The following is an 11,605-nucleotide window of genomic DNA, read 5'->3' on the forward strand; positions in this document are numbered from 1 at the left end:
ATTCACCGATGAAATCTGTTCGCCGCCCAGGTGAGCAGCAGGGTCAGCAGGAAATAGCTCATCACCAGCGCGCTGGTGAAGTGGCCCGAGGTGGCGCGCATGTTGTAGAGGTAGACCTGCAGGGTCTCGTAACGGGTGCCCACCAGCATGTTGGCAAACACGAACTCGCCGAGCAGGAAGGAGAGCGAGAGAAACAGCGCCGCCAGCAGCCCCTTGCGCAGACAGGGGATCACCACCAGCAGGAAGGCACGACGACTACTTGCCCCCAGCAGGTGGGCGGCATCCATCAGATCTTTCAGCGGTACCCCTTGCAGGCTGTTGGCCAACGCCCGGTACATGAAGGGGAGCACCACGGTGAACCAGGTGCCGATCAGGATCCACGGCGTGCCGATAATAGGCAGAACGCCGTCGGCGTAGATCTGCAGCAGCCCCACCGAGGAGACAACTGGTGGCACCGCGAAGGGGAGCAGGATCAGCAGGTTCATCCAGGGATCCAGCTTGGGGAAGTAGTAGGCTACCACCAGCACGGTGGGTACCAGCACCAGAGTGCCCAGCAGCAGGGTGGCGAAGCAGACCAGGAGGCTGCGGCCAAACGCCGCGAGAAAGCGCGGATCGCCCCACAGCTTGAGATACCAGTCGAGAGTGAAACCGTCCGGCAGCAGGGTGGCTCCCCAGCGGGTGGAAATGGAGTAGAGAAAGGTAGCCAGCAGCGGCAGCAACAGGGTGGCGACCAGCCCACCCAACATCCACTTGGGCCAGCGCGGCGTCAAATCATGCATGGGATTGCCCCTTGTTCACATAGCTCTTTTTCAGCAGCCACTGGTTGGCGGCCGTCACTACCCCCAGCAGCACCATCAGGATCACCGCCAGCGCCGCCGCCATATTGGGCTCGAGGAAGATGTCGCCAGAGACCAGACTGGCCACCCGGATGGTCACCAGATTGAAGTTGCCGGTAGTGAGGGCGTAGGCGGAGGCATAGGCCCCCACCGCGTTGGCAAAAAGGATGATCAGGGTGCCGAGCAGCGCAGGCGTCAGCACCGGCAGCGCCACGTGCCACACATACTGCCCCTTGCTCGCCCCCAGCAGCGCGGCCGCTTGCGGCCACTCATCCTGCAGCGCATCGAACGCCGGATAGAGCAGCAGCAGGGCGAGCGGGATCTGGAAGTAGGTGTAGATGAGGATAAGGCCGCTGCCCGAGTAGAGGTTGAAACCGTCGATCAATCCCCAGGATTTCAGCAGCAGGGTCACCGCACCATTGATGCCGAGAATGATGATGAAGGCGAACGCCAGCGGCACCCCGCTGAAGTTGCCGGTCATGGTGACAAAGGCCAGCAGCACCCGCTTGACCCGCTCACCGCTGTGGCGCAGCGCGGCTGCCCCGAGGGTGCCGATGGCAAGGCCAGCCAGACTGGCGATACCGGCGATGCGCAACGAGTTGGCGAACGATTGCAGGTAGAAGGGGGAGCTCAGGATCTCCCGGTAGTAGTCGAGGCCCCAGCCATCGGGGGTCTGAAAACTGCCCACCAGCACCCACACCATGGGGGCGAGCTGGAACAGGATCATCAGCAGGATAAACGGCAGCAGCACCAGCGCGGGCAGCCAGTGGTGGCGCACCTTCTGCTTGGTTGCCACGGGTTGATCCTCGAGGATCTCGGTGGTTGCAGGCATCATCAGTGCACCTCGCGCATAAAGGCGGCCTTGAGCAGCGGTGGCGCTGCCGGCTTGTCGTGGGAAACCCCCAGCAGATCTGCCATCAGGGCACAAAGCTGGGTCTGGGCGATCACCACCCCATCCGGCCAGCGCTCGACGAAGGCATCGCCAAACAGCCAGAGCGGCACGGTGCGCTCTTCCGGCAGGGTGCCACCGTGGCTCAGATCGTTATTCATGCCGTGATCCGAGGTGATCACCACCTGATACCCCTCCGCCAGCCACTGGGGCAGCAGGTCGGCCAACAGGCTATCCATCCGGCGCGCCTGATTGCGGTACTGGCGCGAATCGAGGCCAAACTTGTGGCCCGCATCGTCCACCCCCATCGGGTGGATCAGCAGAAAATCGGGATCGTACTGGCTGCGCAGCCACTCGCCATCCATCAGCAGATGGCTGTCGGGGTAGTTGTCATCCCAGTAGAAGCAGCCGTGCTGGATAGGCAGCTGCTCATCGTGGGTAAAGCGATCGCGGGCCGCCAGCCAGGGGCTCTTGTTGTAGAGCTCGCTCACCCAGTAGTAGGCCGCCGCTGCGGTGCGTTTACCCGCGGCGCGGGCCAGATGGAAAATGGAGTCATGCAGACTGAGACGACTCACCCCGTTGTGGGTGATGCCGCTCGCCACCGGCGGTACGCCGGTCAGGATGCACTCGTAGAGAGGCCGGGAGAGGGATGGCAGGGCGCAGCTGAGGGTCGTATAGAGGCCGCGCTCCGCCTCCACCATGCCTGCGAGGTAGCCCATCCCATGGGCTACCCCGGCAGAGAGGCCATCCACAAGTACCACTATCACCTTGTGTTGCACTGGCCGCTCCTTACTGCATGTAGATCATGACGTTCTCTTGCCACTGACGCGGCAGGGCCTTGGAGCTTTGCTCCCAGGCGGCGTGATCCTGCACCGGCTTGGCCTTGGCATACTGCTCGGCCGGCAACAGCTTGGCCTTCACATCATCCGGCAGCGCAACGTTGCTGCGGATCGGGCGGGCATAGCCGCGCGCCAGGTTGATCTGACCGGCGTCGGAGAGGATGTATTCCCGCGCCAGCTTGGCGGCGTTGGGGTTCTTGGCCCACTTGTTGATGATGGTGGTGTAACCGGCGATGACGGAGCCGTCGCTCGGGATCACGACCTCAAACTTCTTGGGGTCGATCTGGTCGCGGTAGTTGAGGGCGTTGAAGTCCCACAGCACACCCACTTCCACCTCGCCCTTCTCGATGTTGGCGATGGTCGGGTCGTTCAGCGACAGGCGACCCTGCTGGGCCAGCTTGCCGAACAGCTCCAGCGCAGGCTTGAGATTCTTCTCGCTGCCACCGGTGGCATAGGCTGCCGCCAGCACGCCGTTGTTGGCCTGAGAGGCAACGCCCACATCACCCAGGGTCACCTTGTAGTTGCCGCCCAGCAGGGATTGCCAGCTGGTGGGAGCGGCCTTGACCAGATCCTTGTTGATCAGGAAGGCGATGGTGCCGGTATAAGCCAGCATCCAGTGACCGTCGGCGTCCTTGGCCCAGTTGGGGATGTCGGCCCAGGTGGAGGGCTTGTAGGGCTGGGTGACTCCCTGCTTGACCGCCACCGGACCGAAGGCGCCGCCCACGTCGCCGATATCGGCGGTGGCGTTGGCCTTCTCGGCGGCGAACTTGGCGATCTCCTGCGCCGAGCTCATGTCGGTATCCTGATGCTTGATGCCGTAGATGTTGCCCAGCTGCTGCCAGGTATCCTTCCAGTTGGCCCAGCTGTCGGGCATGCCGATACTGCTGAGTTGCCCTTCGCCGCGAGCGGCCTTCTCAAGATCCGCGATATTCTCGGCGGCAAACAGCGGTTGGCTGATGGCCACCAGAGCCAGTGCACTTGCGATCACGCTTTTCATCATCCCATCCCTCTGGACTAGGTCAGTTAAGGTTCGAGAGGGATGCTAGAGGGGAAATATGACGGTCGCGGGGCGCTTTGATGGCAGTTTGATGACAATTGCCCTGTCATGTCGCTGTCATCCACAGCGGTTACAACTCTGAACCCAAGTGAAGCTGGACTACTCCAGCAAGGGCTGAACCAACAAGGGCTAAGCCAGCCCGCGCAGCCAGAATGAGCGACAGGGACATGAGCGTGATTGAACCGAGATTGAGCGAACGGGTAGCGGCAGATGGCCGCGCCTCCAAGTGTGAACAGATTTGCCAGACCCTGCGCCGCTATATCGGCAGCGGCCAGCTGGCGGCGGGGCAGCAGCTGCCCGCCGAGCGGGCCCTGAGCGAGCGCTTCGCCACCACCCGCATCACCATCAAGGAGGCGCTCTCCAGCCTCGAAGCGGATGGCCTTATCTACCGGGCCGAGCGGCGCGGCTGGTTCGTGGCGCCGCCCCGCCTCACCTACGATCCCGCCATCCACACCCACTTTCACCAGTGGATCGGCGAGCAGCAGCGCACCGCCGAGACCCGGGTGCTGGCCCACGGTAGCGAACTTGCCAGCAGCGAGCTGTGCCGCTGGATGGGGCTGGATCCCTTCACTCCACTTTATGAAATTCGCCGCCTGCGCCTGATCGACGGCCGCCCGGTGCTCCACGTCAGCCACCATCTGCTGGCCAGCCGCTTTCCCGATATCGCCAGCGCACCGCTGGCCAGCTCCCTCACCGAGCTCTATCAGCAGCGCTATGGCATAGGCCAGGGCGGCGCGAGTCTCGAGATCACCCCCTCGGCGGCGCGCGGCGCCATCGCCCGCGCCCTCAATCTGGCGGAGGGGAGCGCGGTGCTGCGGCTGGTGCGGGTCAACTATGACGAGCGGGGCGCTCTGGTGGATTGCGATATCGAACACTGGCGACCCGATGCCATCCGCATCTGCCTCGATACCCGGGCGTTGCAACCCATCATCGCCAAAGCGCAGCCCGTTCAACTGGCAGAGTAGCCACGCTCAGGCTCACGAGCAGACGCTGATCCCGCAGGATCCACCGGGATCAGTTGTCGATATTGGGGATCATGTCGTCAAAGCTCTGATAGCCGCAGTCGGCCAGTTGTAGCGACATGGTGTAGGTCTTGCGGTGCTCCTGCGGGCCGATGGCGGGGCGGTTGAGCTTGAGCTCCTGATGCCAGTACTCCTTCATCCGTTCGATCAGCCCCATCGCCTCGCTCTCGTTGAGATGGAGCTGGCAGAGCGCCAGATAGTTGTTCGACTTGTGCATGTTCTCCACCAGATACTCCCCCAGCATCGACATCGCCTGCCGCGCCTGCTGGCGGGCGAAGCGGCTGTGCTGCTCGAAGCTGATCCGCTCGCTGATCAGGAAGTGGTAGCTGTTGTCGATACCGAGCTGCAAAATGCCGAGCTTCTCCAGCTTGCGCAGATAGAGGTAGCAGGAGGCATCGGTCAGGCCGTACTCCCGCTTCAGGTCGATCAGCGTCTTGTCGCGCCAAAAGATATTGGCGAGAAAGGCGTAGAGCCCCGGCTCGTGGTGAAACGCCTCGTCCTGCTCCTGGGTGAAGACGGCGCGGCGGCTCTGGGCGTCCTGAGTGCGATCCAGCAGCTCCTCGAACGAGAGCCCCACCAGATGGCAGATCTCCAGCAGGGTATCGAACGGCAGGGAAGGCTTGTTCATCATCCGTTTCACGGTCGCGATGGAGACGCCCATCGCCTCCGCCAGCGTCTGATAACGGATCCCCTTGTCGGTCAGGGTCTTCTTCAGGGTGTCGAGGATCTGGGTGGCCAGGGTCTGGCTGTAGCTCACGGGACTCATCCTTGTAGTTGCATCGTGACTGCATGGTTATGCCGCAGCGGGGTCGCCTCTATTTTTACCGTCAAGGCTCAGATATTGACACCAAAAAGATCGTGGTCGCTCGTAAACGGCTGAAATGGCGCCGAAGCCTGACCAGTTCCGGCCAACGGTCGCAAAATCTGATACCTGCCAGCGCATATCCTTGAACCGGAAAACATTTTGCTAGTGCTGCATAGCTCATCACGCATACTTTTGTCGTATCGAATTCAAGACCCTTCCTGGTTTAGAAATCGATTGTTTGCTTCCAAATTTGTATCTTTAAACCGCAAGGTTTTTCCTTTTTCCTGATCTTGAGCGGCGCTTGCAAAAGCACCGCTCTACTCTTTTTTGCGCCATGAAAAACGCCTGCCACAGGGCAGGCGTCAGCGCAATGCAACCCAATCAGATATAGCGAATGGCCGTCAGCGCCATCACCACCGCCATACTCGCCATCATGGGCACGAAGGTGCGCTTCACCACATCCACCGGGCTCAGGTTGGCGATGCCGGAAACCGTGATGATCACCCCCGCCACCGGCGAGATGGTGCGGCCAATGCCGGCGGCGAACAGGATCGGCACCAGCAGCAACAGCGGGTTGATGTCGAACTGGCTGGAGACCAGCGGCACGATGGGAATAAACGCCATCACCGGGGCGTTGCCCGAGCCGGTGATAAAGGCGGTCAGCAGGATAAAGAGCGAGAAGACCAGCGACAGCCCGAGCGGGTTGAGCTCGAACGACTTGGCCAGATCGATCAGCTGGGTGATGGCGCCGATATTGGTGAGACCGGCGGAGAAGAACTCGGCGGCCAGCATCAGAGTCAGCACGCTGCCGAAGATCATCCCGGTACCGGTCAGCCAGGCCTCGAAGTTGGCGAACGCCTTGTTGAGGGAGCGGTAGCGCAGCGCCTCGATGATGATGCAGAGGGTCATGGTGGACATCATGGCCACCGGAATGGTCATCTTGATGGCGCTGACAAACAGCTCGGAGAAGCCGAACAGAAAGACGAAGGGGATCACCGGCAGCAGGGCGTAGTAGCCCGGGGTGTTCTCGTGTTTTGCCTCCAGCTCGTGCAGATACTTGCCCCGCTCGGCGGCGGTGTCATGGCCATCCTTACGGTCACAGTAGCGCTGCCACGCGATATTGACGAAGGGGATGATCACCAGCAGCGCGATCTGGAACAACAGCTGATGGTTCACCACAAACGGCATCACCTCGATATTGATCGCCTTGGCCCCAATCACCGCATTGATCTGGCCGGGGCCAAATTCCCACGCAGTGGGGATGACGATGGTAGCCACCGCCGTCTTGGCGCTGATCCCGGCGTTGCGCAGCAGCGGATAGAGGGTGCCCATCAACAGCAGGGAGAGCGAGGTCGCCCCGGTGATAAAGACATAGAGGATGGAGACCAGCAGCAGGATGATCGCCAGCAGTACATAGGGGTTCTTCAGCGCCATGATGGGGCGGGAAGTGGCCTTCACCAGCGCCGCCGAGGCGCCGATCTGGTTGAGGTAAGTGGCCACCCCGGCAATCGCCACCAGGGTCAGACCGGTGGAAGCGAGGCGGGAGTTGGTCACCATGGCGAACTTCTCCCACAGATCGAAGAACCAGAAGCCCTGACTGTTCTCGGCGGGCAGGATCGGGTTGATCCCCGCCCACTGGGCATACGCCAGCAGCACCAGACCCGCGGTCAGCAAGGTCGCCTGCGGATTGAACCGCTTGAGCATGGCGTAGGCGACCAGCCCCACCACCACCAGAATCAATATTGTCGACATATTCCTTATCCTTGTTGCAGCACCCGTGACGGCCCAATTACATCTGTTTGTAATTTCTCATAATCGGGATTCGGCAGCGTATCAGCCGCACCCGGCAAATAGAATTTGTCGATGTGACCAGCGCCGCAATAATAAAGATTTAATCAATAACGGATGGCTCGGAAAAATATTTCCCTAACACACTCCGGATAATCAGAATGTGGAGCCCTTCAAACTTGTCGTCTGGCCACTGTGCGCCCCCTCATAAAATAGCGACTCACCCTGCCCGCCCCCTTTTTCGTCTCACCCATCGGCAAACGGCGCCGTGGCCAACCGGCCGGTCGGGTTCCGCCCGGTCGGCCCTCTTCCCTCCCGGGACAACCAGAGCGTAGATGAACGGCATACAGCAAAAGCGACCATTGGCGAGCAAAAAGGCAGCAACAAAGAGAGTCAAATATCGCCTTTTGCAGATAAAAAACGCAGCCAGCCAAAAAATTTTGGCCACCAGCGACGAGATCCGACCGGTCAAAATAACAACAAAAAGTTGGCAATCGATGACATTTACAACTGATTAATCATCATTCAGTTTGCAATCTGGAACCCCTTGCGGAGCGAAAAAGAAACCCAAGGGATATCAACCCCCTCCGGCCGATCGGCCAGGAAATAGCCCGGTCACGGTTATTTCGCTTATTTTGGTAATTTATAAATAAAGTGATAACTCTAAATTAATCATTAATTACCCAGTTATTGTTTATGCCGATTTTTATTTGTAAGAAATCACAACCGGCACACGGGTTGTTATTGAAAAACGAGCTGACTATACTGCGCCGCCTCGAATACAGGAGTGCAGGAAATATTAATAACTTTCATGGATGAAAGAGTTCAATCACACGCAGTTCACACATCAGGACAGATAATCCATGAACAAGTTTAACAGTGCAGTTGCCCTCTCCCTGCTCGGTCTCACCCTCAGCGGCGCCGCGTGTGCCGAGGGCTGGTATCTCGGTCTGGATCTCACCACCTCCAAAATGGATCTGGATGGCGTGGCCCAGCGAGCGCACGACGCCAACATCATCGACGACCAGCTCGACGGTGGCAGCCTGATCGTCGGCTACCACCTCAACGACTGGCTGGCCATCGAAAGCGGTCTGCATGCCCAGCGCATGAGCCAGCTGATGTGGGTCACCAGCCCGGGCCTGACCGGTTTCACCGACACCACCATCGACACCCGCAGCATCAGCCTGGCCGCCAAGCTGAGCCAGCCGCTAGCCTGGGGCTTCAGCGCCTACGCCAAGCCGGGCGTGGCCTACACCAGCACCGAAGTCGAGATGATCGGCAACGCCACCATCCTCGGCATGAGTGGCCAAATGCGTCGCAGCGAGACCAAGGGTACCGTTCACCCCAATCTGGAAGTGGGCATCGACTACGCCTTCAACGACCACATCTCCGCCGGGATCGGTTACGAGCGCCAGTTCAACGCCATGACTCTGGGTGACGATCACTACTCCCTCGACACCCTCAAGCTGGGCATTCGCTACCACTTCTAAGGCGGCCGCGTTCCCATGCAAAAGGGCCGCAGGTTTCACGCCTGCGGCCCTTTCCATTTGCCGTCCCGCGCTCAGCAGATCCGGTTCTTGCCCTGCAGCTTGGCCTGATAAAGCGCCCGATCGGCACGAACCATCAGGCTCTCCTTCTGCTCATCCGACTCATACTCCGCCAGCCCGAAACTCAGGGTCGCCGAGCCGTGAGGGCAGATCGTCTCACGCTGCAACAACAGCTGGAACTTGCTCGCCACCAGTTGCGCCTCGGCATGACGGGTATTGGGCAGCACCACCATAAATTCGTCACCGCCCCAGCGGGCCAGCAGATCGATCTCGCGAATATGGCGGCGGATCAGCGCCACTATGTTGATCAGGGTCTGATCCCCGGCGTAGTGGCCATAGCTGTCGTTGATCTGCTTGAAGTTGTCCACATCCATGGCGATCACCGTGAAGGGCTGATGGAAGCGCCGTGCCCGCTCGCACTCCAGCTGCAACGCCCGCTCCAGCCGATAACGGCTGGCGGCGCCGATCAGCGCATCGGTCTCTGCCAGCAGGCGATTCTCGTCCACTTTGCGTTGCAACTCATCGTTGAGGCGCGCCAGCTCGGCGGTGCGCTCGGCGATCAACTGCTCCAGCGAGTGGTTGCGCAGCTCCAACTGCTCTTGCAGCAGCTTGCTGGCGTGGATATTGCGATGGGCGCCTATCATCCTTGCCACCGAGCCATCGGGATTGCGGGCAATAATGTGGCCGCAATCCTCAATCCAGAGGTAGCTACCATCGCGGGTGCGGCAACGATACTCGGCGTGATACTCATGGGCACTGCCATTGAGGCAGAGATCGAACTTCGCCATCACCGCCGCCATATCGTCGGGATGGATCACGCTCTCCCAGGTAAAGACGGTATTGCCAAGGGAGTGCGGTTCATAGCCCAGCATCTGATACCAGCCAGGATTGCGATAGACAAAGCCGGTATTGGCATGCCAATCCCAGATGCCATCGCTGATCACCTCCAGAATCCCGTGCACCACAGACTCGCTGAGGTCGGAGATCCTGACCGGATCACTCTCTTTGCCCATATGAACTCATCCTCTCTTCTTGCCTGCGTCACTCTTGCCTGCCCACCAAACGGCCTTGTCGAGTCGGCGTGAAGCGCTACCTTGGCACACGGCGAAAATCCTGTCAGCCAGAATGCCACTCTCCCCCTGCTATCCGGTTATCGGCTGCTCGCACTGCATGATAAATGGGCCGTTCAGGGCGTCAGCGACGCGTGACTCAAGTGCAACCCATTTGCTGACCGATGCGCAGTGGCCGCCGTGATGGGGAATAGACAGGAGGCAAATAGGCAGAGCGTCTATGTAGGGTGTAATAAGTGAAGCGCATTACACCTTTTGCCAGCTCAATATCAGCGGTGCAATTCACTTCGTTCTTTGCACCCTACTCGCCCTCGCCCTCACCCTCCCCTCTCCCACAGGGAGAGGGGATAAAGCGGCATCGGAAATATGATCGCCAACCACACCAGTTCGATTAGAGAAACTTAATCTGGGCGCGGGAACGAGATTACCCTCTTATTTAGTTGCTGGAGAGCGGTTGGCGGTGAGGGGATAGAAAAATAAGATTTTTCTGGATATACCTTGTAGCTCTCCAGGTATGACCCAGCCTCATTAACCCGAGTTTTCACCCATACCTCACCATAATCCCGAATCCGTTCCTTTCCAAGCTTATTATTACTGTAACAAATATTGAACCAATACCCAGTATGTTTATCTTTTATCTTTAATCCTGCCTCACAATGCCCGTATTTACCTTTGGATGGTCCGGGGTGAACCACTTTATATTCCGTGTCATAACTAATTATTTTATCTGGATAAAAATAGACGTACATATCATAGCCATTCCATGACGTTATAAACATCATAAAAAAACAATTACCAAAGGCTTTCATGATATATTTTAATGCGTCGCGCCCGGGACATCGAAAAGCAGTGAATATCGCACCAACCAATCCAAGCAGCGCACTTATAGTAATATAGGTGAGCAACTCTGGAACTGAGTCAGTAATCACTGTTTTATGTGACAATCTGAATGAGAATAGTAAGGTTGAAAACCATAGAACCAGCAGCAATAAAAAACTCCCCCCAAGCAGCATGTTCTTGCGCCGTTCGCTTTTAAAACTATGAATTGTCATTTTACTGCCTGATTTATCATTAAAAACGAAAAGTATCCCACCATTTTGCAAGATAAATATGGGCGGTGCAATTCACTTCGTTCATTGCACCCTACCCGATTTTACGAAGTGGGCATTGTGGCAACCCGCCCCCTCACCCTAGCCCTCTCCCGGAGGGAGAGGGGATCATCCAGCATCAGGGATATGGCGTTGGCAATGGCGTGTGAAGCGACGGAACTAAATCTCCCTTCTCCCCTTGCGGGAGAAGGGTCGGGGATGAGGGGAAGGAAAAAATAGATTACGCGGTAAACGTTGGGCTTCGCTGCGCTCAGCCACAACCTACACAATCGGTAAGTTGGTGCTGAGCCTGCGAAGCCCAACATGCGAGTTCAGCTTATAAGCATGTAAATAGTTCCATTGAGGTCATATTTGAAGGTAAACTGACGACAATTACAAAATACAATTTACATTACTTCATGGTTTTATTAAATGAATAGCATTATTAATGACTTACTCTCAAAAGGTAAAGAAGGTCTCTGGTGGGACTTCAAGCAAAAATTCCACAACAATATGGCTGCAATGGTCCATGACATTCTATGTATGGCTAATGTAATTCACAATGGGAATAGATACATAGCTTTCGGAATATCTGATTCATTAGAAGTAGTTGGATTAAACGACAGTGATAAAAAATATACTCAAGCAGATATTATTACTGCGC

12 protein-coding genes are annotated in these 11,605 nt (G+C 57.9%); 4 read left to right on the plus strand and 8 right to left on the minus strand.

The features are described 5' to 3' along the window. Positions 1–2 precede the first annotated feature (2 nt). From LG31_RS0116515 to LG31_RS0116530, 4 genes are read right to left on the minus strand one after another with little or no spacing between them, the layout of a single operon-like run. On the minus strand, positions 3–779 hold the full coding sequence (locus tag LG31_RS0116515; protein ID WP_033115523.1) for an ABC transporter permease: 777 nt from the start codon (positions 777–779) through the stop codon (positions 3–5). Further along, a complete protein-coding gene (locus LG31_RS0116520) occupies positions 772–1,671 on the minus strand; it encodes an ABC transporter permease (protein ID WP_033115524.1) in 900 nt (299 codons plus the stop codon). Before LG31_RS0116520 ends, LG31_RS0116515 begins: the two co-directional genes overlap by 8 nt. Beyond that, positions 1,671–2,504, minus strand: coding sequence for an alkaline phosphatase family protein (locus tag LG31_RS0116525; RefSeq protein ID WP_033115525.1), 834 nt, complete (start codon positions 2,502–2,504; stop codon positions 1,671–1,673). The genes LG31_RS0116520 and LG31_RS0116525 overlap by 1 nt, the downstream gene beginning before the upstream one ends. Positions 2,505–2,514: 10 nt before the next feature. Further along, complete coding sequence (locus LG31_RS0116530; protein ID WP_033115526.1) at positions 2,515–3,561, minus strand: ABC transporter substrate-binding protein; 1,047 nt, start codon at positions 3,559–3,561, stop codon at positions 2,515–2,517. A gap of 212 nt (positions 3,562–3,773) precedes the next feature. Between LG31_RS0116530 and LG31_RS0116535 the strand changes: the two genes are divergently transcribed. After that, on the plus strand, positions 3,774–4,586 hold the full coding sequence (locus tag LG31_RS0116535; RefSeq protein WP_050513477.1) for a UTRA domain-containing protein: 813 nt from the start codon (positions 3,774–3,776) through the stop codon (positions 4,584–4,586). Between the two features lie 49 nt (positions 4,587–4,635). On the opposite strand, the gene LG31_RS0116540 is transcribed toward LG31_RS0116535, so the two are convergent. Then, positions 4,636–5,400 (minus strand): helix-turn-helix domain-containing protein, encoded by a 765-nt coding sequence (locus tag LG31_RS0116540; RefSeq protein WP_033115528.1) that lies wholly within the window; start codon positions 5,398–5,400, stop codon positions 4,636–4,638. 429 nt (positions 5,401–5,829) lie between these two features. Then, positions 5,830–7,200 carry a C4-dicarboxylate transporter DcuC gene (gene dcuC / locus LG31_RS0116545; RefSeq protein WP_033115529.1) on the minus strand — a complete coding sequence of 457 codons (1,371 nt, stop codon included), beginning with the start codon at positions 7,198–7,200 and terminating at the stop codon, positions 5,830–5,832. Positions 7,201–7,504: 304 nt separating this feature from the next. Here dcuC and LG31_RS21035 point away from each other — a divergent pair, with 304 nt between their 5' ends. Both LG31_RS21035 and LG31_RS0116550 read left to right on the plus strand, forming a co-directional pair. Further along, the gene (locus LG31_RS21035; protein WP_152598416.1) at positions 7,505–7,750 is read left to right on the plus strand and encodes a hypothetical protein; all 246 of its coding nucleotides are present in this window, start codon (positions 7,505–7,507) and stop codon (positions 7,748–7,750) included. Positions 7,751–8,099: 349 nt separating this feature from the next. Continuing rightward, entirely contained in the window at positions 8,100–8,726 is a 627-nt protein-coding gene (locus tag LG31_RS0116550; RefSeq protein WP_033115530.1) for a porin family protein, read from the plus strand. A gap of 71 nt (positions 8,727–8,797) precedes the next feature. Here the strand turns inward: LG31_RS0116550 and LG31_RS0116555 are convergent, their stop codons facing one another. Together LG31_RS0116555 and LG31_RS21040 are read right to left on the minus strand one after the other, a co-directional pair. After that, a complete protein-coding gene (locus tag LG31_RS0116555) occupies positions 8,798–9,796 on the minus strand; it encodes a sensor domain-containing diguanylate cyclase (RefSeq protein WP_033115531.1) in 999 nt (332 codons plus the stop codon). Between the two features lie 458 nt (positions 9,797–10,254). Beyond that, a complete protein-coding gene (locus tag LG31_RS21040) occupies positions 10,255–10,905 on the minus strand; it encodes a hypothetical protein (RefSeq protein WP_152598417.1) in 651 nt (216 codons plus the stop codon). A gap of 468 nt (positions 10,906–11,373) precedes the next feature. On the opposite strand from LG31_RS21040, the gene LG31_RS20585 reads away from it, so the two are divergent. Beyond that, positions 11,374–11,605: AlbA family DNA-binding domain-containing protein (locus LG31_RS20585; RefSeq protein ID WP_193354234.1), on the plus strand; the 232-nt coding region annotated here is incomplete at its 3' end.

The organism is Aeromonas lacus, assembly GCF_000764665.1.
GTDB classification, from domain to species: domain Bacteria; phylum Pseudomonadota; class Gammaproteobacteria; order Enterobacterales; family Aeromonadaceae; genus Aeromonas; species Aeromonas lacus.

Excerpts from the sequence above, each read along its gene's own strand:
- LG31_RS0116515 (WP_033115523.1), bottom strand. The coding sequence starts at position 779 with ATGCATGATTTGACGCCGCGCTGGCCCAAGTGGATGTTGGGTGGGCTG.
- LG31_RS0116520 (WP_033115524.1), bottom strand. The coding sequence starts at position 1,671 with ATGATGCCTGCAACCACCGAGATCCTCGAGGATCAACCCGTGGCAACC.
- LG31_RS0116530 (WP_033115526.1), bottom strand. The coding sequence starts at position 3,561 with ATGAAAAGCGTGATCGCAAGTGCACTGGCTCTGGTGGCCATCAGCCAA.
- LG31_RS0116535 (WP_050513477.1), top strand. The coding sequence starts at position 3,774 with ATGAGCGACAGGGACATGAGCGTGATTGAACCGAGATTGAGCGAACGG.
- dcuC (WP_033115529.1), bottom strand. The coding sequence starts at position 7,200 with ATGTCGACAATATTGATTCTGGTGGTGGTGGGGCTGGTCGCCTACGCC.
- LG31_RS0116550 (WP_033115530.1), top strand. The coding sequence starts at position 8,100 with ATGAACAAGTTTAACAGTGCAGTTGCCCTCTCCCTGCTCGGTCTCACC.
- LG31_RS0116555 (WP_033115531.1), bottom strand. The coding sequence starts at position 9,796 with ATGGGCAAAGAGAGTGATCCGGTCAGGATCTCCGACCTCAGCGAGTCT.
- LG31_RS21040 (WP_152598417.1), bottom strand. The coding sequence starts at position 10,905 with ATGACAATTCATAGTTTTAAAAGCGAACGGCGCAAGAACATGCTGCTT.